Genomic DNA, 23,953 nt, shown 5'->3' on the forward strand with positions numbered 1-23,953 from the left:
TAATAAAAAAAGCTCCGTATCAATTAAATTTGTAATCTTAATTTGATTGATGCATATATGTTTTGAAGAATAAATTTCTTTTTTATCTCTATTCTTTATTAACTCATATAATTAGTATTTAAGAAACATGATGTGATTTGGATTTGATCGTGTTTCGGATATTTTGAAATTATATTTTCCTACAATTTTAAATCCCATTTTAGTATAAAAATTTATAGCTTTTTGATTTTCTATCCAAGCAGCCAGCCAAATACCGTTCTGATCTTCATTTTTTGACAATTGAATATTAAAATCGAATAATTTTGAACCTAATTTTTGTCCATGAAATGCTTCTAAAAGATATAGTCTATCAAGCTTTGTTATGTTTAAATCATTTATGTCTTTATTAGGTGTATTTAATTCAATCTTTGAAAACCCAACAACTTTATCATTGAAATAGATAATATGATATTGTATTTTAGTGTTTTCAAACTCTTTAGAGATACTCTTCTGAGTTTACGTTTTTGATATAAAACTATTAAGATCTTTTGTTGATGCGTTATGTCCGTGAGATTCTAGAAATGCTTTTTTTCCAATTTTAGAAATTAGTTCAGAATGTTCAATACTTGCTTTTACTATTTTAATCATTAGTTTAATTTATAATATTTTTTACTCTCATTCTTTAAAATTAGTAAGGGTTTGTGTTTAAATTATTCATGAATTCTAGGCATATATTTTTAACTAAATGCTATTAATTAATTTCACAATAAGTACATTGTCAATGCCTTCAAATTCAGGATTCAGCACTAGCCAGCCTTTATAGTTTACTTTATAAGGTTCTGTATATACTCCTGTAAGAGGATTAAACCATTGTATTTGCAATTTTTCAGATTTAGGCAAACCTTTTACAGCTAACGCACTATTATCTTTAGGCACGTAATATACATATTCTCCGTCTTTATTATTCGCTAGACAATAGCCGCTTGAACTATATCGATCACTCGGTTTAAGCTTCTCGAAGTTAATTTTATCTAGAAACTCATGTAAATATTTATAGTATTCAAATTTTGGCTGAATCTTGACATCCTCTGAAAAAGGGTCATATATTACTATATTCCATGCCGTTCCTTGCCAATAATAACTAGTATAAGTTCCGGCAAAAGCACATTTATAATTTCTTTCTATACCCGACCTTGGGTTATTGTAATTACTATCGAGAAAAATATCATATTCACACTCTTCATAAGCACCATTTTCTAAATTAATAATTGGTTTATTAGGATATCGTTCTTTCAGCTCAAGCATTTTATTATAGATATTTGAATGCCAAAATTGTGCTGAAATAATATCAACTTTATCAGGATTAGCCTCACAGTAATCAAAATCATGTACTGTTACCAATCGGTTATACGCATCTTGTTTTTTTAACCTATCTATCCGCTCTGTGATATAATTAGGATCATCGTATCCATAGCGCAATGCTTCCTTAGAAATATCCCAAATAACGTTGTTTTTAGCTTGGTATCTTTTTACTACATAATCAAAATACATATTATCTGCCTCCGAATTCGCTTTTGGCCAGTTTACCATTTTGTTCCAAACATAAATCATAATATGCGCAACGATTCCATGCTCCTCAAGTAAGTTAATTACGCGATCGTAATGCTTAAAGAATTCTATATTTAGTGCTGAATAATCTGGATTATCATTATCTCCTAAAAAGGGAAATATTTCTTTTTTTGATCCAAAATCCCACTTAGGGTCGATGTTTTTACTTTGTTTCCAATCCAAATCATAAGCGTATACATTCATTATAATTTGGTTAAAACCATTAGCTGAAATGGCTTCTACTAAGGTTTTTGTTTTTGTTAAATCTGGGTTACCATAGTCTAAGGCAAACAACCAGTCCACCTCATTTGCGACTAGATTATACGGTGTACCATCCTCATATACAAGTTTCTGAGCATCTGTATCACTAACCGTAACACCTCCATGAACCCCTTCTTTTGCAGGTTGCACTTCAATAACATGCTTAATACCATTAATTTTTTTAAGCGAAGAGCTGCTAATCGAAGTCCAAAGTCCTTCTTTGTTTGGATTAAAACGTACAAGCCATTCATTATTTCCATTATAAAAGCCTGGTACGGTTATTTGAGAACCGTCAGGCCCTTTAAAACTACAAGATATTTCCACCTGAAAAGGGGTATCAATGTTTCCTTTTGCTGTAAACGATAAATCAACTGTTTCCCACTTATGTACTTGAATACCATTTTTAGCAAATGAATTACCTAGTATAAATAAAAATAAGAGCGCACATACTATTACCTTTTTCATGTTTTGTTTAATTTATTTAAAACTAATCTACCGTATTACTTTTAAATAAGAAAGTGTTTTTTAAAATATTGAGTGTAAAAGTATTAATGTGTAGTATCTTTTTCTAGTAGGTATGGATCAATTATCGAGAATATTTCTATTGAGAAACCTAATCAGTCAAATTCGTCATTTAATATGCAATATTCTGAATGAAATGACTATGCCAAACGAGTATGTTTTTTATGTCCTTTTAAAATAGAATCTACTTGGTGTAACTTCAAAACATATAGAAAGGAATAAGGATTCAATAAATCTTCTGAAGTTAAAGTTCTTTTTTACTTTGAAAAATAAATTATTATCAATTGATTACAAACAGACACCTATTAAACTACTATTATAAAACATTATAGCTTAATTAATTTCAAAAAACATCTACTAAAAAAAGCTCTAAAAACTAGTGATTAGTTTTCAGAGCTTTTTGTTTTAATCCTTTAAAAGGAAAAGTGAATTTTAAGATCTTATCAATTATTTCTTCCAGAACCCTTCAATTTCTTCAAGAGATTTTCCTTTTGTCTCAGGTAAAAATTTATAGGTAACAAATACTATTATTAAAATAAACGCTATAAATATATAATAGGGTAAAGAACCATTCCAGGGTGCGCTATTGTTTGTTTCACTTCCCATAACAATTGGAAAAGACTGCGATACAACATAATTTGCGGCCCATTGTGCTGCAACAGCCACAGACATAGCAACACTTCTTATTTTATTTGGAAACATTTCTGATAATAAAACCCAGACAACTGGTCCCATAGACAATGCGAAAGACGCAATAAAAACCAATACACCTATTAATGATAGCATACCCACATTTTGCTGTTGTAGTGTAATTCCTAATAATAAAAAACCAATTACCATCCCAACAGAACCAATGTAAAGTAATGGTTTTCTTCCAAATTTATCTACAGTAAACATGGCTACAAAAGTGAATACTAAATTCACAAAAGCTAGTAATATTTGTTGCAAAAGCACATCTTCTTTCCCAAAGCCTAGTGCTTTTTCAAAAATATCTGCACCGTAATACAATACTGCATTAATTCCTGTGAATTGTTGCAATATAGAAAGCGCAGTACCGATAGCAATAATTCCTAGGATTGCTTTAGAGAAATAACTCACCTCAACACCATCGTTAGCTTCATTTAAAGAGGCTTTAATATTAGCCATTTCTTTTGTAGCGATATCGCCTCCATTAATTTTCTGTAAAACTTCTAAAGCGTCTTTATCTCTTCCTTTTAAAGCCAACCATCTTGGACTTTTTGGCACAATAAATAAGAGTACTAAAAATAAAATACTAGGGATTAACTCCGACCAAAACATACGACGCCACCCGAATTCTATATTCTCGGCTACGCTTAAATCACTACCAATAAAATAAGTTGCTAAAAAGACCACAAAAAAGCCAATAACAATAGCTAATTGATAATACGTAACCATACGGCCACGAATATTTGAAGGGGCTATTTCTGCGATATACATAGGTGCATTCATTGATGCTACACCAATACCTAATCCTCCAATAATTCTAAAAACAACCAACATACTCACCGTTTGCGGCAATAGTTCTGGCAAACCAGACCCATAAGCTGAAAGCGTAAAAAACACAGCCGATATGATTAAAGATTTTTTTCTACCAATCTTAATACTTAAAGGTCCAGCAATAATTGCCCCTACAAAACATCCTAAAAGAGCACTTCCTACAACCCATCCTTTTAAAGCATCGCTTAAATGAAAGTATTCTGTAAGATAAAATTGTGCTCCGTTAATAACTCCAGTATCATAACCAAAGAGTAAGCCTCCTAAAGCGGAAACTGCAGCGATTAATAATAAGAAAAGACTTTTTTTCATTTTTTTTAGTTTTAGTGTATTTGTCTGTATAGATAATTATTAAAAAGTGATCTAACCTTATCATAGTTCTTATGATGTTTTAGAGCACCTAAAATTATTAGGTTTGTTACTATTTACTTTGTAAAAAGAATATCACTTTTTACTGAAATTCCATTTTCATTAAATGCTTCAATCGTAAAATAATACGGCGTATCACGATCTAAACAACGCATAAAGTGTTCATTTGTATCGTAAACTTGCCATGACTGGTATAATTTGTCTTTAGCAATTCCCCAACGGATATTATACCCTTGAGCACCTTTAACAGGATTCCACGAAAAGAATACATCTCTGCGATCTTCTTCTCTTTTCACTGTAAATCCTGTAACATTTTCAGGTTTGTCTTCTAGTCCTAATCCAAAGACTCTAAATTCTGACATGGCAAAATTTGTCCCTGGCACTTTTATATTGTTATAACGTACATACTTTGCTTTTACAGGGTCATTTAATACAATGTAGGCATTGGGTGTATCTTTTTTGCTCGTACTTCTATCTACAACGGTTTGCCAATTAACGCCATCTTCAGAAGTTTCAATAGTAAATTGATGTTTTAATCCTTCGGTACGCGTATAAATCCCTGATTCATAATCATGAAAATTTAATTGAAAAGCATTAATATTTCCAGGTTTTAGCATTTCAATTGTTATCCATTGGGTATCATCATTTGCATCAGCAACCCAAAATGTTTTAGGATTTTCATCTGTTAATACTTTAGAGATTATTTGACCATCATTATTTTTTTCTAACGGCAATTCTGTAACTTCTACATCATCATCATCAGAGGTAAATTTCTTAATCTGCATCAATGAAGAAGAGACTGTAACACCTCCTTTATACGACAATAACATCCAACCATTATGTTGTCCTGCTTTGGTTGGGTGATTGGCCCCAAAACGCGGATAATCTCCATAAGCTGTGTTGCTATACATCAAGCCATCGGCATCAAAATAGGTAGGAAACATACATAAGCGGCGTTCCCATTGCGAATTAGAAGCAAGTGCCATCGTTGCAAAGTGCCAATATTGTCCGTTGGTTTGCTTCACCGTTATTCCGTGTCCTGCACCATTAGTAAATCCGCCTGGTTTAAAACTCATCGGATTATTTTTCATATATGTAAAAGGCCCTAATGGTGTATCTCCAATATAAACCCCATCAGCATATACATTAAATTGTGTTCCTGGTGCGGCATATTGCAAATAATATTTTCCGTTGTGTTTGGTCATAGAGGCACCTTCCATATACCCTTCCTTTAAAGTTGGATGAAAGTTATTTTCACCAAAACGCTCCCAACCATGTACTTCTTCGTCGAGATTAAACAATGTTTTACGCACTCCTGTTTCTAAAAAACGATCGTCCTTGTTCAACATTTTTACATGTAGCGGATTCACATTAGAAGACCCCCAATACAAATAGGTTTCTCCATCGTCATCTATAAATAATTCTGAATCTTGAATGTCGGTAGATATAGATGCGGTTGGTGTCCATTTCCCTTCTTTTGGATTATCTGTGTAAAGAATACTTCCGTAACCTGCAGGATTACCAGCGAAGTACACTAACGAATCTTTATAGTTAAAAGCTGTAGGTGCATTACTTCCTTCAAAAAACCATTGTTCTGGTTTAATAAAATTCCAGTTTACCAAGTCGGTAGAATGCCAATAGCCAAAAGAACGTGTTACAAACATATAATACTCACCTTTAAATTCTATAACCGCAGGATCTGCTCCTGAGCGATATGATTTATTTTGACTTGAATTATAAACCATATAGGTATAATCAATATCTAATGGATTAATATACGTTTCAGACTCTTTATTTATCTCTGTCTTTAGCGTTGTATTAGAAAGGCGTTCTACATTCTGATTCTTTTCATTATTACAAGAAAAAAATAATACTATAGTGAATAAAAAAAGTAAATTTTTCATGATATATAATTTAGTATCTTTTTAAGTTAATTGATTAAGAGACGTACTACCCTCTTAATCTTTCAAACTGTTTATACGCACGATCTACTTTATCTTTTGGTGCGTGTTGTCATTCTTTTTCTATAACGTGATAGACTGCTTAAAGGTCTTATTCTTGTTAGGAAATCAATTTTCTCTTCTGAAAGCTTCACTTCCAAATTGCTAAATAGTGTCGTAATCTGACACGTAAAAGCCACACAAAATATTAAGAATAGGGGGTAAAACTTAAAATATATGTGTGGCATAAGATTGCAATTAGTTAATTACTGTGTTTTTATTTAGTCAATTCAAATGCTTTCATCATTTTAGTATCTGAATTTGTTCCTACAAATACTTGAAACTGTCCAGGTTCTGCTACAAAATCTAAATCTGAATTATAGAATTTTAAATCTTCAACAGATATTTTGAACGTTATGGTTTGAGTTTCTCCTTTTTTAATCAATACTTTTTGAAAGCCTTTTAATTCTTTTACTGGTCGTGTTATAGAACCTACAACATCCCTTATATATAACTGAACCACTTCTTTCCCGTCGTAATCTCCTGAATTAGTCACCTCTACAGATACATTAATTTCGCCATCCATATTTATGGTAGACTTATCTAATTTCAGGTTACTATAATCGAATGTGGTGTAACTTAACCCATATCCAAAAGGATACAAAGGTTCATTACGAACATCGATATAATTACTTTTAAATTTTTCGAATTTCCCTTCAGAATTTCCAAGCGGTCTTCCTGTATTTTTATGATTGTAAAATAATGGCACCTGACCTACATTTCTAGGAAACGTAGCGGTTAATTTCCCTGAAGGGTTAACATCTCCGAACAATACATCAGAAATTGCTAAACCAGCTTCACTTCCAGGAAACCATGCATTAAGTATGGCTGGTACATTTTCGTTTTCTTCAACCAAAACTAAAGGTCTTCCCGTAAACAGTACTAAAACAACAGGCTTTCCTGTTTTTAGTAACGCATTCAGTAGATCTTTTTGAACTTGCGGAATACCAAGATCTGTTCTACTACTGCTTTCACCACTTAATTCTGCAGACTCTCCAATAGTTGCCACAATAACATCAGACTTCGCTGCAATTTGAAGTGCCTCGTCTAGCAATTGTTTATCTGTACGTCCATCTCTTGGAATGTCTTTTCCAAACATTGTTCCACGTTCTTCTAGTCCTAAATCGTAAGAGATGTTACTTCCCTTAGCGTATAACATAGTTGCTTTATCGCCAATAACTTCTTTTAAGCCATCGAACACAGAATTAGAATTTTCCTGATCTGTAGCCACACTCCAAGTTCCAGCCATATTATTCGTTGCTTTTGCTAGGGGTCCAATTAAAGCAATTGTTCCAGATTTTTTAAGCGGAAGTAATTGATCTTCATTTTTAAGCAATACCATAGATTCTGCAGAAACTTTACGCGCAAAGGCTTTATGTTCTGGAGTGAATATTTCAGTTTTAGCACGATTAGTATCACAATATTTATAAGGATCGTCAAACAATCCTAATTGATATTTTGCAGTTAATATACGTTTTACTGCCGTATCAATGTCATCCATAGATACCTTACCGTTTTCGTAAGATTCTTTTAATGTTTTTATAAATGCAGCAGGAATTGAAGGTGAATCGCCTGCCATATCCATATCTACACCTGCTTTTAATGCTTGTTCTGAAACTGCATATTTATCGCCTACACCATGTGCTATCATTTCATAAATTCCAGTATAATCAGTTACAACAAATCCATTAAACCCCCAATCGTCTCTTAATAAATCTGTAAGTAGCCACTTATTTCCTGTAGCAGGAATACCGTCTACCTCGTTAAATGAAGCCATTACGGAACCTACTCCAGCACCTATAGCTGCTTTATAAGGCGCTAAGTATTCATTATACATTCTAACTCTACTCATATCTACCGTATTATAATCTCTACCAGCTTCTACAGCGCCATAAAGAGCAAAGTGTTTTACACAAGACATAAGCGTATTATTTGAAGACAAGTCGTCTGATTGATATCCGGTTACCATTGCTCTAGCAATAGCGCTCCCTAAATATGGATCTTCTCCATTACCTTCGGAAACGCGTCCCCAACGTGGGTCTCTAGAAATATCTACCATTGGAGAAAACGTCCAGTTAATGCCGTCTGCACTCGCTTCTATCGCTGCTACTCGAGCTGTTTTTTCAATCATTTTCATATCCCAAGAACTTGATAGTCCTAAAGGAATTGGAAAGGTTGTTTTATAGCCATGAATAACATCCATTCCAAAAATTAAAGGAATACCTAATCTGCTTTGTTCAACAGCAATTTTCTGAACTTCATAAATCTTTTCTGCCGTTTTAATATTGAATAAACCTCCAACTTTACCTTCTTTAATACGTTCTCCAACATCAGAACCTTTAGCAGCTCCAGTTGTAATATCTCCAGAAGTTGGTAAGTTAAGTTGTCCTAATTTCTCATCTATCGTCATCAATTTTAAAATTGAATCAACTTTTGACGCAAATGGATTTTCGGTAGCTGTAACTGTTTTAGAACTCGGATCTGTATTGCTTTTAGAGTTACAGCTCGAAACTAGTATTGCTATAATTAGAATACTTGTTATGTTTAAAATAAATTGTTTTGTCATTATATTTTATTTTGATTTAGAGAAAAGCCATGTTAGTAATTCGGGTTCCGCAAAAGCAGGATCCCAACTATTATGATTTGCAAAGTCAAATAGTGTAAACCTTGGAAATCCTCCATTATTAAAAATTGCAGATACCATATTTATAGATAAATTTGGATCTACAACATCGTCTTTTGCACCATGAAAAACCCATAACGGAATACTTTTAGCATATGCTAATACAGATTCCGGATCTGCGCCTCCACAAATAGGAATAGCAGCAGCAAATAGCTCTGGTTTTCTATAAATAATTTCAAATGTCCCCATACCGCCCATAGATAAGCCCATGACGTAAATTTGATTTGTTTTTATAAATGGTTTTTTAGCCATTGTATCCATTAAATCCATTACCAAAGCCATGGGTTTGGTAGGAGTTTCTTTGTATTTGTATTTAAATGTAATGGGTTTAGTAGAACGATCTGCTTCTACTTTTGCCCAATACTCATTTTTAGGACATTGTGGAAAAACAACTATTGCAGGAAATGAATCTCTAGTGGTTTCATTTAAAAATAAATCGCTCCCATTTATTAGTTGTGTTTTATTGTCATTACCGCGCTCCCCTGCTCCATGAAGGAATAACACCAAAGGGTACGTTTTATCTTCAGAAAAATCTTTAGGTAAAAGCATTCTGTATTTAAGCGTATCTGTATTAACAATATGAGTTTTAATTAAAAACAAATCTTCGGTCTTTTTTAATTCCTGTGCTCGTATTAAAAAAGGTGTTGCAAATACTAAGTATATTGTTATTATAAAAGGCTTTAACTTCATCTTTAAAAAATTATTAATAAGTAAATCCAAGGACATCTAATCCCTTTTGAACATCGTTATTTTTCATAAATAATTGCCATAACAATCCCGTTCTATAATTTTCTATCATTACAGGAATTGGACCTTGATCTATAGCTAAATATCTTTCTGTATACCAATTATCTTGAAAACTAAAAGCATCATACGGGCCGTATTCTCCAACAAGACTATCATGATTTTTATAAATATTTTCTAAAACATTCATGCTTTCCGTTGGTGTGTATGGAAAAGACGACAATGCTGCGGTTGGTGAAATAACACCAATATCATTACCAGGTCTATGTCCATAATAACCATTTATAGAATAGCTTGAGGTTAGCCCCCAAAGACTATCTCCGTAACCTTTAAAATTAAGCGGATTATCGACTGCATATTTATAATGAATTTTAGCCTGATTTTGTGTTAACGTCCAATAGTTAGCATATTGATCTGATAGATTTCGAGGATCTAATCCTAAATATGAATAATGCGCCCAAAATAATGGTCCTACCAAATCTTGATCATTATAAAAATAGTTTAACACTAATGCCTCATTATAATAAGTTTTACTAGAAACAATACCTCCATTTCGTGCCCATCCTTGTTCGTAAACCGACTTACTAATAGGATGCGTAGGTGAAGCTGCTGCTAGTACATACATAATTAAACATTCGTTATACCCTTGAACAGGTAAATTCATATCCCAACCATATTCTGGAGACCAGTGCCAGTACAAAACATCTTCTCCGTTTTTAGTGTACCAATCCCATTCTACAGCTCTCCATAGTTTATCTATTTTAGAGACCAATTCTTTCTCTTCTTCGGTATCTTCATCAAAGTATTCCGAAACCGTTAATAAACCTTGAATAAGAAAGGCTGTTTCAACCAAATCACCTCCATTATCTTTTTCGCTAAAAGGATATACTTTTCCTGTTTCTCCATTTACCCAATGTGGCCAAGCACCGTGAAAACGATCTGCTTTATCTAAAAAATCGACAATTTTTTTAAATCGTAATAACGCATCTTCTCTAGAAATAAAACCTCTTTCAACACCTACCAAAATAGCCATTAACCCAAATCCGCTTCCTCCAGTTGTTACAGTATTCTTTGGAGAATCTAAATAGATATTATCCATATGTATTCGCTCTCGTGCTAAACCAGAATTTGGTTCTGCTCCTTCCCAAAAATAATTTATGGTTTGTTCTTGAATACGATTTAAAAGATCTTCATTAGAGATAATATCTTCATCAATCGTCTCTTCTGTAATGTCTTCTTTGTCTTCCTTTTGATTATTACACCCCAATAAAAATAGTGATAGAATGCCTATTAAAAAAAAATTACGAGTATATAACATATTAATAAATGATAAATTAAATTTCAGCCACACTTAAGTATTAAGCGCAGCTGAAAATTTAAATTACTCCCATCCCGGATTTTGTTCCATTGTTGGGGTTTGTACTAATTGATTATAAGGAATAGGAAACAGTTCGTGTTTTCCAACAATAAATGTTTTACCATCGGCAGCCATTGCTTCTTCGGCTTGTCCTGTTCTAATAAGGTCGAACCAACGATCGTGTTCCATTGCTAATTCCAGGTGTCTTTCATTCCAAATTTGCTCGATTGTTGGATCGCTTATTGATGCTAAACCAACTCTATTTCTCACTAAATTTAAAGGTGTTGCAGCATCCTCGCCAATATGTTTTGCAGCTTCAGCTTTAATTAATAGTATTTCTGCGTAACGCAGTATTCTAATATTTTTATCACCATCGTCTGCTCCTGCTGAAGCACTAGAATATGCTTTCTCATTATATCTAGCGTTTTCAACCTCAAAAACTTCACGACCATCCCATAATGTTTCTCCTTCAAAAATAATAGAGGCATTCATTCTAACAGTGTCACCTTCTGCTTCGTAAGCATTTACAAGTGTTTCAGATGGCGTATTATAACCCCAACCCCAACCATCGGTACCTCTTGCACCTTGAGTTTGTGAATATTGTTGAACACCATGAGCTATAGCTTCTCCTCTAGCTTGCACTTCAAAAATAGATTCTATACCATTTTCTGTTGAAGCTCTCCATAATTCTTCATAATTGGGATGTAAGCCATATTCTCCCGAATTAACCACATTGTTAGCCATATCGTAAGCCTTTTGCCATTCTTCTTCGTAAAGGTAAACTTTAGATAAAAGCGCTTGAGCGGCTCCTTTTGTAACACGACCTAAATCGTCTGAATCGTACTCTGTTTTAAGCGGTAATTTATCTATAGCATCTAATAAATCTGCTTCAATATATGCGTATACATCTGCTACAGGTTGTCTTTCAACTAAATCTATATCCTGTAATGGTACAGCACCAAAAGATCTTACTAACCAGAAATAGTTTAAAGCTCTTAAAAATTCAGCTTCACCAACTAATCTGTCTTTATAATCTTCATCTGTCAATCCGTAGTTTTCTGCATATTCTATGGCAGTAGAAGCTCTGTTTACTGATTTGTACCAATTATTCCACATGTCAAGAATAGAACCAGCACTACTTGTAAACGTTAATGCATCTAGTACATCTTTATCAGATCCAGTATCGGTTGAAGAGCTTCCTTTATCAGCATTATCAGATATAATTTCTGTTATTCCAAGATAAGAAAATGCATATTCCCAATCTGTTAACATTCCATAAACCCCATTTACCATTTCTTCTGGTGTTACGGTTTCAGAATCTTCTTGTTCTAGAGAATCTTTACTATCGACATCTAAATAATCTTCACTACAAGATATCGTAAACAAAAGCAATCCAAGAAAAAATAGAACTTGTATATATTTAATATTAATTTTCATGATAATTGTTTTTTAAGTTTTATAAATCGATGTTAACACCAAATAAGAACGTTTTTGTATTTGGATATGCAGAAAGCTCTATTCCTGATGTTCCGCTTGCTCCGGTAGATCCGCTTGATCCAACAATTTCAGGAGTAAAACCTGAATATTTGGTAAACATGAATGGATTTTTTGCAGATGCATAAACTCTAATTCTAGACACTTGATTTATTACTTTAGGTAAAGTATAACCTATGGTAATATTATTGATTCTTAAATAATCTCCGTCTTCTAAATAATAACTTGATGCATAAGAATCTTTATTTGCACCAGGATTTACATTTGTAGATCCTTCTCCGGTCCATCTTTTAGCAAAAGTATCTTGTGCGACATTTTCACCGCCATCTATTGTTGTACCTTTTAATCCGTTATATATTTTATTTCCACCAGCTCCAAAAGCATCAACTGAAAAATCGAAATCTTTATAGTTTACAGCTAGATTAAATCCGAAATTGTAAGTTGGAATGTAAGATCCAAAGAATTTTTTATCGTCATCATCAATAACGCCATCATCGTTCTGATCTTTGTAACGCAAATATCCTGGAGATGGTGTACCGTAATGTGTATTGTTATCTATTTCGTCTTGGTTTTGCCAAACACCATCTGCTTCCCACATCCACCATGCATATATTGGCTGACCTTCTTCTAATCTTTTAGTTATTTGACCGTTAGATAAACTACCACCTGTTTGTCCATCATAAGCAGATTTTACATTCTCTACATTATTTTTATTGTTAGATAACACAAAACCTACGCTGTATGATAAGTCTTCAGAAATATCGTCTTTCCAATTAAACTCAACTTCAAAACCTTTGTTAAGCACCTCTGCTCCATGATCGTAATAATTAGACCCTTCTCCTGATGTATAAACAGGAGTTACATTTAAAATAGCATTTTCTGTATTTCTGTTATAGTAATTAAAACTACCAGATAATCTAGAGTTATAAGCTTGAAAATCTAAACCAACGTTTGTTTCTTTAGTAATTTCCCAAGAAATAGGGTAAATAGAAGCACCTAAGGCTGCACCATAAACTAAATCTTGATTTGCCCCGAAAACATAATTTACATTACTACTCCCTGTAGATGTTGAATATGTTGACACATTAAAAGGAACGTCTGAGTTTCCTAATTTACCCCAACCTACTCTAATTTTTAAGAAATTTAAATGTTCTACTTCACTTAAAAAAGGCTCTTTAGTTAACACCCAACCTCCACTAAAAGAAGGGAAATTTCCAAAATATTCTGTATCGTTATCATTATTAAATGTGCTTATACCATCTCTACGAATATTTGCTTGAAGAAAGTATTTTTCGCTGAAGTTATATTGCAATCTTCCATAATATGATAATTGATGAGTAGGCGTTGAGAAATATTGCTCTGAAGTTTGATCATAATCATCGGAAGCAAAATTTATATTCCAATATTGTTCTTTCTCAGGAACATCGTAAGCAAGTTGATATGTATGGAATATATCGTTTTTACTACCTTTAGTAAGTCCTGCTACAACATTAATAGAGTGTTCCCCTATTTTTTTATCGAAGGTTAAATAGTTATCCCAGTTATATCTATAACTTTCTGAAGTTGTATAAGACAAACTGTTATCTGCATATTGTGTAGTTGTAGGATTTGCTTCTTTTAAAGCATTAAAATCATCTTCGTCTTGACCTGTATTTGAAGTTAAATATTGAGCTTTAATATCATTAAAAGATCTAGATCTGTAATACGATTTTGTAGCACCAAAACGAGAATTCGCTTTTAAGTAATCTGTTAATTTAACTTCCAAATCAAAAGAACCTTGTAAATCTGTTGTAACATCTTTTTGATTATAATAATAAACCGTTGCTAAAGGGTTACCAATAGAGTTTAGACTATTACTTCCTTGGTAAGCCACAAGACCTGTAGCAGGATCCCAATCTGGCTGACCAAAACCACCATTATCATAATATGCTGGTACTATTGGAGCTTGTTTGTAAGCTTGATCAAAGGCAGAAGAAGGTTTTGGATTTTCTTTTGATAAAGCCGCACTAAGGCTTTGGGTGAATTTCACTCTATCATCAAAAAGATTGAATGTCGTATTAGATCTTAATGTATTTCTAGTTAAATCTTGCCCTTCTAAAATACCATCTTCATTATAATTATTTAAACTGAAGAAATAGTTAACATGATCATTCGCTCCTGAAATAGAAATATTATTACTATTAGATAAGCCAATCTCGGCCAACTCATCATACCAATCTGTATTATAAGGTTGATTTGTTGAAAGTAGATTTGTAGATCCTAATGAGGTTTGAACTTCATTATAATAAGTAACATACTCTGAAGCATTTGCCATTTTTACTTGGTTAAGCATACTTGTCGCTCCATAATAAGAACTTAAAGATATTTTTGCTTTTCCTTGTTTACCTTTTTTAGTGGTTATAAAAATAACACCATTTGCAGCATCCATACCATAAATAGCTGCCGATGCAGCATCTTTCATAACATCCATGGTTTCGATATCTGCAGAGTTTATATTACTAATGCCACTTACCTGTATACCATCTACAATATAAAGTGGTGTGGTCCCTGATGCGGCTGTACCTAAACCTCTAATCATGACTACAGGGTCACTACCAGGAGCATTGGTATTAATTATACTTACCCCAGATAATTTTCCTTGAATTGATTGGGTTGCATTAATAGCCGGTTGTTTTAAAAGTTCGTCTGATTTAATACTAGAAACAGCACCTGTAAGATCAGATCTTTTTTGTGTACCGTAACCAATAACCACAACTTCATTTAACGCTTCTACATCATCGTCCAATAAGACATTAATAGTTTTTTGGTTATCTACAACTATTGTAATTGTTTTAAAGCCAATGTAGCTAAATTCTAATTCGTCACCTTTATTAACGTTAATTGAGTATTTCCCATCAAAATCGGTTGATACTCCATTACTGGTTCCTTTTACAATAATATTTACTCCTGGTAAAGGGATACCATCATTTTTACTTGTCACAACACCATTAATTTCCATTTCTTGTGCAAAAGCAGAAAATGAAAAAAACAGCATTAACAACAGACTAATCTTTGTTTTCATATTAGTATTATTAAAAGTTAAATATTCAGTTTGTTTGTCTGACTAAATTATAACCTATTGTTAAATAAAGTTAAAATCCCTTTACATTTTAAATACGCCATTACACCCTTAAAATGTTAAAAAGTATCAAGAAAACTCACTTGACGTACTTTATACTTTTAAAAAAAACGTTGTAGTTAAAAACAAATTGAGTAAATGACGTAGTAATGACGTAGTGCTTAATTATGCATTAGATAAAAAAACAGGGATCTTATTTAAAATTTAACAAGTAATCGGTTACAGAAATATCATTTTCTAAATCTAACTTCTTTTTTAATCTGTATCTATGCGTTTCTACCCCTCTAGCAGAGATATTCATTAAAGGTGCTATTTCCTTTGAAGACAGATTCATTTTGATGTATGCGCAAATCTTTAAATCCTTTGGTGTAAGCTTAGAATGTTTAGCTTTTAATCGTTCAAAAAATTCGTCGTGAACTTGACTAAAGTTATTCTCGAAAACGTCCCATTCATCTTTAAGAACGATCGAGTTATCTAACTTTTTTAACAGTTTTTTAAAGGAGTAATGACTATTAAAACCTTCTTTATTAACCATTAATTCTTTTTTAATTTCCTGGAGTGTTTCATTCTTCTTAACCAATGCCATAGCATTATTAGCTAACTGCTTACTTTTTAGCTTAATTTCTCTTTGCAAAGATTCATTCTTAAGCTCGACAATCTGCTTTTCGTTTTCTAAAGTTTTTTCGCGTAGTAGTTTTTGTTGTTCTTTCTGATATTTAATTTTAATCAGGCGTTGTTCTTTTACTATTTTCTTATTCTGCATAACATAGAATAACACAACCGTTAGTATGGCTATAAGCACGTATAATAAAAAACCAAATGTATCTCTATACCAAGGTGGAAGTACAGAAACATATAGATCTAGAGAAGGAGAAACTGTTCCTGAATTACCTACTGTTCTAAAAGATATAGTATAATCTCCATCTTTAAGGCTAGAAAATTCTACTTTATTTCCATCTATTTTATACCATAAGTTATCGGTATTCGAAATTTTATATTCAAAAAAATGATTTACAGATTTTGCTGAAGATAACTCTATGGTAATATTTTCATTGAAATTAAAACGCACCTCATCGTTTGTTATCTCGGATAAATTAATGGGCACACCACCAACCGATATAATTTCTATTTTTGGTTTTTGTAAGGTGTAATTAGAAGGTATGGTGCTATTTATCATCATAAAACCATTATCTAAATTTAAAGCATAAACCGAATCGTTTATTTTAGATACGTTTTCATAACCTACTATATATCTATTCTTCAAAAAATCGTCACTTAAAACAAGTTGCTCTTCATCATTAAAAAATGATTTAAAATTAATAAAACCTTCTTTATTTTTTAAAGCAAAAAGGTTGGTGTTATCTTCAGAGATAATATAACTATGCTTACCTAGTTTTGTGTTTAGCAGTTCGTAAGGAATAATAGAATCTAAAATAGGTTCATACTTCTGCCAACCTTCACTAGTTTTAAAACTAATATTATTTTTAATATTATAAACCCTAATGTTATAATTAGAGCTTATGCCCTTTTTCTGATAATTCTCTACACTTTGAATGGCCTGGTAATCGTCATCGAAACGAATTTTATAAATCCCTTTTGTTTCATGAGCAACCCACGCGGTATGAGGATTTTCGAACACCAAAAAACGTGAGGGGATCATGGCTTTATCGAAGTGTTTTACCGTCCACGTTCCATCCTTTTTTTCAAATTTCACTAAGCCAGAATACGTACCCTGAATATATGTATTATTACGTTCTGGAACTTTCTTTATAGTCCATCCTCCGGTAAAACTAGAGATCTTTTTAAACGTATTATCATCTACTAAAAAAGTACCTTCATTATGCCCACAAAACAGCTCGTCTCCTATAATTGTTAAATCCCAAACTTGACCTTGAGATCCTTCTACAAATTCTAGCTTATCGTTATTATTTAATCTAAAAAGTCCAGTATTAGTCCCAATATAAATAACACCTTTAAATGTAATAATATCGTAAACAGCGCCTAATTTACCAGAGACATCATTAAAGAAATAGTTAGTACTATTAAGCTCTATATTGGCAATTCCGTTATCCAAGCCCAACCAAAGATTATCAGAGCTATCTAACGATTGCCCTAAAACAGTATTATTTAACAACCCATTTTCTTTACTAACATGAAACTTTAAGTTCCCTAAATAATCTGTTAAGAAAACGCCATCTTTTATAGTTCCGAAAACCATTTCTCCATTTCTTAGAATAGAAAAATCATTAAGCTGATGTTGTTTAATTTTTTCATTTACCTGAAAATTAGTTGAAATTAATTTTCTGTTCTTTAAAAAGAAGCTTCCTTTTAAAGACGTCATCAAGAGTAGTTTATCTTTATACTTGTTTATAGATATAATTTTAGTATCTACAAGTAAATCATTAAAATAAAAAGGTTCGAGTTTATTGTCTTTTAGCAAAAAGACACCTTCACTTAAAGTACTTACGTACAAATCGTCTTCTATAACACTAAACGAAATAATGATAGAATTAGACTTTAACTGTACAACAGTCTTATAATCGTATACATAAATATTTGAAAATGACCGAAAAATTATTTTGTCCTTGAATTTTACGATTCCCCATATTTCTTCATTAGGAGAAATTTTATCGAGGATAGTATCGCTTAACGAGTTGTATTTTAGCACTCCGAAATCGTCTTTTTGCCAATACCCAAACTCTTCGTAAGAACCAGTGTACACAATATTATCTACAGCTAAAACAGAACGCACAGTTGTTTTGTTTGGTAATTGATAAAGCTCCCAAAGCAATGCATCATACTCTAATAAGCCACTACTATTGGCCACATACACTTTACCATTTTTAGCTCTTGAAATGTCCCAATTTTGATTACCTGCTTTATATTCTGCTAAAGTATAATTTTGAAGACTGGGAGAAAACTGTGCATGTCCTACTGATAGAATTAAACAATAGAAAAGTACAGTTAAAGTTATTGAACGGTTTATCATTCTGCTATGTTACTTATTTGCTTGAAATTAAAAACATTGGATTGTGTGTTGTTATAAACTTTTTTTTCGCTTATAAAAACTTTAAATTACAGATTAAAGGTAAAAGAAAATTGATAAATAGCGTTAGCAGATTAATTGTTATCACATTATTCCAAACCTTTTTAACAATACCTTTTGTTTTTTAAATAGCAAGCCTAATAACCAAAACTATTACAGTTAGCAGTATTACAGGCATCATAAATTTGCAAGACGTTCTATTTGTTACGTTTAACTATAAAAAAGCATGCATACGTTATAAGACAAGTGTAGCAATTGTATCATGATTTATTATTATTAAAATTAGCCAAATTAATTAAAGTTGATAATAATCGCATAAAAAACAAAAAACAATACATATTATAATATTTTAGTATTTTAATAGATATTTTCAGATATAAATGCGGATACAATTACTCCACCTCATATTTTTATTTTTATTTTGCAATCTTCATGCACAAGAAAGTGTAGAAAAGCCTAATGCTTTAACACGTACTCCTGAATCGGAAATCATAGTTTACATAGATTCTATTAAAGAATTAATGGTAGCCAATTATTATAAGGAAGATTACAATTCTGTGATTCTTACTGCCAATGAAATTTTAAAAATTGCACAACGTAATAAGCTACCTCTTAAAATTATTAATATTCGTAGTTATTTAGCAAATTCTTATCTGAAATTAAAAGATTCAATCAAATCGATTGAGTATGCCCGGAAAAACATAAAATTATCTGAACAAATAAAGGACACAACCACAATAATAGGCTCTCAAGTTGATATGGGTAATATTTATGTTGGTTTAGGAGAACTAGACAATGCCTTAAATGCGTATAAAAACGCCTTACCTCTTGCTTCAAAGCAGAACAATAAAATGGCCCTTTTTATTTTAAATTACAATATAGCTGACATCTATTTTAACAACTTAAAAGCTCCTGAAGACGCTAAACCATATTTAGACACCGCAGATAGTAACGTTCCAAAAGACTTTAAGTTTGGCCATACAGGGATTAGCTTACTAAAAGGCCATTACGCTTTTTACAATAAAGATTATGATTTAGCATCCAGTTTATACCAACAAACAATCTCTATGGCTAAAGAAATAAATTATGTACAAATTCTGAGAGAAAGTTATCTAGGCTACATTAATTGTCTTGTTAAAAAAGGCGATTATAAAAGAGCATATGAAATTGGTAAAATAGAAGACAGCCTTACTCTAGCAAGAAGCAAGGACGAAATCGAGAAGTCTGCGAAAATTTTAACTGCTGGTTTAAAAAATGCAAAAATACAGGACGAACTTGAAAACAAAGAATTAAGAAACAAACTTATTACCGAAAAAACAGAGTCTCAGAAAAAGCTATTAATTATTAGCGCTTTGGTTTTAATACTACTTCTAGGGCTCTTATTCTACCTCCTAAGTGTCATTAAAAACAGAAGAAAGTTAAACATAGAATTAAAAAAGAAGAATCAGGAATATTTAGAAGCCAAGCTGGAATCTGAAAAATTAGCTCAAGCAAAATCGCGTTTTTTATCTACTATGAGTCACGAATTACGTACTCCGCTTTATGGTATTATTGGTTTAAGCACGGTTCTTAATAACGATGAAAAGCTAAAATCGCACAAAACGGAGTTGCAAAATTTAAAGTTTTCGGCAGACTATTTACTTAATCTTGTAAATGATGTATTGACTTTAAATAAAATGGATTCTAATGAAAAAAACAAACCCGAATCTAAAGCATTTCTTCTAAAAGACTTTCTTAATAACATTAAAGAATCGCTAGAATATATTACTGGACAAAACAATAACGATTTTATTATTTCCTTAGACTCAAATATTCCTGATTGGATAAAAGGAGATCAAACTAAACTGTCGCAAATCCTTATTAATTTATTAGGAAATGCATTAAAATTCACAGACCATGGACAAGTGCAACTTATTGTTACTTTATTAAATAATACAAAAAATAAAGTAACATTAAAGTTCGAAGTTAAAGACAACGGAAAGGGAATTTCTGAAATTGATCAGACAAAAATATTCAAAGAATTTAAACAATTAAAACATCAAGGTTATTTTCAAGGATCTGGTTTAGGACTTACTATTGTGCAAAAATTGCTTTTAGATATGTCTTCAAAAATACAATTAGAAAGCGTTGTAGATGAAGGCTCTAATTTCTTTTTTGAAATGACTTTTGGTATTGCGAAAAAGAAAAGCTCTAAGGACGATATTTGCGACCAAAACTCTCTTGAAAGGCTTCAAGGCAAAAAAATATTGGTGGTAGATGATAATAATATTAATCTTTTAGTCACAAAAAGAACATTAGAAACTCATGGCATATTTGTTGAAATTGCCAAAAATGGATTAGAGAGTATTGATAAAGTAAAACAAACAGATTACGACATTGTACTTATGGATGTTAATATGCCAATAATGAATGGTATAGAAGCCACTAAAGAAATTAATAAACTAAATATAAACACCCCCATTATTATTGCTCTTACCGCAGTAACACAAGATGAACAAGAAAATCGTTTTGAAGACGCACAATTTGACGATGTTATTGTGAAGCCTTATAAAATGAATGACTTTTTAAAAACATTAGCGTCTAACCTTTGTAAGAATAAAGTTTAGTAATATAAAAATAGACTGCTTAAAAAAACAAACCCCAAAACATTAATTGTTCTGGGGTTTTATATAATTTAAAATATTAATTATTTTGAAATAACAATTTTTGTTACAGATTTACTGCTTCCTTTTGTAACTTCAACAAAATATAATCCTTCAGAAATTGCAGATACATCTACAGATTCTTTGCTTACTGAAGCATTTAAATTCTTAGTTAAAACCACTTTTCCGGAAACATCGTAAATAACCAAATTATCAAAATTATTAGATTGTTTACTTAAGTATAAAGTTCCTTTAGTTACTGGATTTGGGTATAATTTTATGTCGGTTGTAGCCACATCATCTATAGATAATGTAGATGATGTTCCATAAAATTCAATTTCTCCAATCGAAGTCCAAGCACTTTCTCTGTTATTTCCTTCAGCATTAAATCTACCATATCCCATTAATTTTACATAACGTGCTTTAGCATCAACTTCATATTCATTAAAATCTGTAGTTCCTGTCGCTGGAAATAATAAATCTCCTGAAGTTGGTAAGATGACAGAAAAATCTGAATCATCTGTTCCTGTAGTAGATACTAAAATCTGAATTCCGAAAGCATCTGATTTATTTGTGGTATTAAATTGAATAAAATCTAAAGTATATTCACTTCCTAAATCATAAATAATATATTCTCCATCGCCTTTGTAATCTCCAGACAAAACACTTCCATCTTGAGCTGACCAAATTGATGTTACATCTTTATCTAAGGTATTAATAGCTGCCTCGTTTTTTGAATCTGTAACATTTTCACTTGAGATTGAGTTTATAACAACAGGATCTGCATCGTCTCCAGTATTAATTAAATTTGTACGTGGTGCAGCTTCTTGAGTTACAATTAATTCTTTTACAATGTTATCTCCTCCTGGAACTTGTGTAAAGGTTACAGAACCTGTTCTACCCATTGTATCTGTATTTTCTGTAACAGTTACTGATACCGTTTGATCGCCATCTCCAGAAGTTACATCTATAGAAATCCAATCATCGTTAGACGCTGCTGTCCAGCTTACATTAGCATTAACTGTTACATTGTAACTACCAGCTTCTTTTGCAAGTGTTTCCAGGCTACTAACAGTTAATGTTTCTCCAATTGCAATAGTACAATCTGTACCTGTGATTTTAGTTCCTATATTATTTAAAAAACAAGCACCTATTCCTGACCCCACCATATCGTCTGTAATTGGTGTATTACTCCCTAAATTGGCACCTTTACCATCTGCTCCAGAAAATGTAAAAATTTCGCCATCTGCAGTAGCTGTTATCCCAGACTCTTCAGAAAAACCTGTATTTGTTACACCTAAAACCGTTCCTGTATAAACGTTTCCTATATAATCTAAGGCTGTCCCTAAATCACTATAAGAATCGTCTGTATCGCCAGTAATAACATCTGTAATATTTGAATTCCCTGCAGTAAAATAAATTAAGTTATTAGAAACTGTTCCTGTTACTTTATTTTTTCCTTTATCTGTGTTATAAAACAAAGGGGCATTTGTATTAACAATCGTGTTATTAGTAAGGGTAATGTTTTGCGCTTTTTGATATCCGTTTGACACACTTGTAGACGAACAATCAACCGCTGCGCTATCGCCTCCTCCTAAGAAGGTTATTCCGTTATTCCACTTTGCTTGCTCATCAATATTAATACAATCTTGAATATAATTATTAGTAATTGTATGGTCGCTATCAACAATTCTAATTCCTCCTGTACCTTCTACATTTTCACCTAAAAAGAAGTTACCATCTACTGTTGCATTAGAGCCATGACGAAGTACTAAAGACCCACGACTTCTTCTAAATGTATTATTTGTGTAAATGTTATTTTTACTTTTGTTAGTGATGATTTCGTTTTCACCATCGGCTTCAACAAAATAGTTATTAGTTACCGTAGTATTACTATTAACATTTTGATATTCGCTAGTTCCTACACGTATTGTTTCACTATCTCCAGAATTACTTAAGCTTGAATCTATTTTAGAATATTTATAAAAATAGTTATTACTAATTGTGTGCCCTACAACATCGCAACGTGTATTCGTTCCGTCGTCGGGCGAAGCATTATATTCTAACTCTACCAACACTAAAGCTCCTGCACTTTCTTTATTCATAAAAGTACAGTTAATTACAGTATTATATGTTCCGTATAGCACAACCCATCTATGTTTTGTTATAGAATTATCGGCTAGATCGTCTGCTTTATCATCCGGTTCAATTTCTAATCCATCGATAGCACAATTTTGAATTGTACTATGGTTAGCATAATTGTAACCATCTCTAAATTCAATAAAATTACTAGCTCCATAGCCACCTTTCCAGTAGAAACCATCTATAATAACATAGTCGCCACCAATACTCATTTTTAAACCTCCTGTAAACGTAACACCTCCTGGAGTCTCTGGTCTAAAAGTAATAGGTAAAGCGGCTGTACCTGTAGTTGGTGAAAATTTAATTCTTTCGTCTGAATCATATTCGCCATCTGCTAAAATAACAGTGTCCCCTGCGGCAAGGCTCTCAGACAAATCACTAAGATCCTCAGGGTCGTCAATATAATGTGTAGTTTGTGCTATTGCTGATATAGAACACAGTAATAGAAAAAATAGTGTAATTTTTTTCATTGG

General features: G+C 32.2%; 13 protein-coding genes. 1 reads left to right on the top strand and 12 read right to left on the bottom strand.

Translation table 11 applies throughout. From position 1 onward, the window contains the following. Positions 1 to 111: 111 nt before the first annotated feature. The 11 genes from Q1B05_RS18705 to Q1B05_RS10060 form a co-directional block, all read right to left on the bottom strand. Entirely contained in the window at positions 112 to 483 is a 372-nt protein-coding gene (locus Q1B05_RS18705) for a GNAT family N-acetyltransferase (protein WP_366944362.1), read from the bottom strand. 12 nt (positions 484 to 495) lie between these two features. After that, positions 496 to 627: a hypothetical protein gene (locus tag Q1B05_RS10015; protein ID WP_299780220.1), complete on the bottom strand. Its 132-nt coding sequence runs from the start codon at positions 625 to 627 to the stop codon at positions 496 to 498. Between the two features lie 93 nt (positions 628 to 720). Then, positions 721 to 2,313, bottom strand: coding sequence for a DUF5060 domain-containing protein (locus Q1B05_RS10020; RefSeq protein WP_299780222.1), 1,593 nt, complete (start codon positions 2,311 to 2,313; stop codon positions 721 to 723). Positions 2,314 to 2,817: 504 nt separating this feature from the next. Beyond that, positions 2,818 to 4,197 carry a sugar porter family MFS transporter gene (locus tag Q1B05_RS10025; RefSeq protein WP_299780224.1) on the bottom strand — a complete coding sequence of 460 codons (1,380 nt, stop codon included), beginning with the start codon at positions 4,195 to 4,197 and terminating at the stop codon, positions 2,818 to 2,820. Between the two features lie 113 nt (positions 4,198 to 4,310). Next, a complete protein-coding gene (locus tag Q1B05_RS10030; protein ID WP_299780226.1) occupies positions 4,311 to 6,158 on the bottom strand; it encodes a family 43 glycosylhydrolase in 1,848 nt (615 codons plus the stop codon). 313 nt (positions 6,159 to 6,471) lie between these two features. Continuing rightward, positions 6,472 to 8,820 (bottom strand): beta-glucosidase BglX, encoded by a 2,349-nt coding sequence (bglX, locus tag Q1B05_RS10035; protein WP_299780228.1) that lies wholly within the window; start codon positions 8,818 to 8,820, stop codon positions 6,472 to 6,474. A 6-nt stretch (positions 8,821 to 8,826) separates the two neighbouring features. Continuing rightward, the gene (locus Q1B05_RS10040; RefSeq protein WP_299780231.1) at positions 8,827 to 9,627 is read right to left on the bottom strand and encodes a prolyl oligopeptidase family serine peptidase; all 801 of its coding nucleotides are present in this window, start codon (positions 9,625 to 9,627) and stop codon (positions 8,827 to 8,829) included. Between the two features lie 13 nt (positions 9,628 to 9,640). Next, positions 9,641 to 10,999, bottom strand: a complete 1,359-nt coding sequence (locus Q1B05_RS10045) for a glucoamylase family protein (protein ID WP_299780233.1) — start codon at positions 10,997 to 10,999, stop codon at positions 9,641 to 9,643. Between the two features lie 63 nt (positions 11,000 to 11,062). Continuing rightward, positions 11,063 to 12,475, bottom strand: coding sequence for a RagB/SusD family nutrient uptake outer membrane protein (locus Q1B05_RS10050; RefSeq protein ID WP_366944359.1), 1,413 nt, complete (start codon positions 12,473 to 12,475; stop codon positions 11,063 to 11,065). A 19-nt stretch (positions 12,476 to 12,494) separates the two neighbouring features. Further along, a complete protein-coding gene (locus tag Q1B05_RS10055; protein ID WP_299780235.1) occupies positions 12,495 to 15,593 on the bottom strand; it encodes a TonB-dependent receptor in 3,099 nt (1,032 codons plus the stop codon). Positions 15,594 to 15,843: 250 nt separating this feature from the next. Beyond that, positions 15,844 to 18,639 (bottom strand): LuxR C-terminal-related transcriptional regulator, encoded by a 2,796-nt coding sequence (locus Q1B05_RS10060; RefSeq protein ID WP_299780237.1) that lies wholly within the window; start codon positions 18,637 to 18,639, stop codon positions 15,844 to 15,846. 437 nt (positions 18,640 to 19,076) lie between these two features. On the opposite strand from Q1B05_RS10060, the gene Q1B05_RS10065 reads away from it, so the two are divergent. Then, entirely contained in the window at positions 19,077 to 21,302 is a 2,226-nt protein-coding gene (locus tag Q1B05_RS10065; protein ID WP_299780239.1) for a response regulator, read from the top strand. Positions 21,303 to 21,382: 80 nt separating this feature from the next. On the opposite strand, the gene Q1B05_RS10070 is transcribed toward Q1B05_RS10065, so the two are convergent. Then, on the bottom strand, positions 21,383 to 23,950 hold the full coding sequence (locus Q1B05_RS10070) for a chondroitinase-B domain-containing protein (RefSeq protein WP_299780241.1): 2,568 nt from the start codon (positions 23,948 to 23,950) through the stop codon (positions 21,383 to 21,385). Positions 23,951 to 23,953 lie beyond the last annotated feature (3 nt).

Origin of the sequence: uncultured Formosa sp. (assembly GCF_947500765.1) — a bacterium.
Taxonomy (GTDB): Bacteria; Bacteroidota; Bacteroidia; order Flavobacteriales; family Flavobacteriaceae; genus Formosa.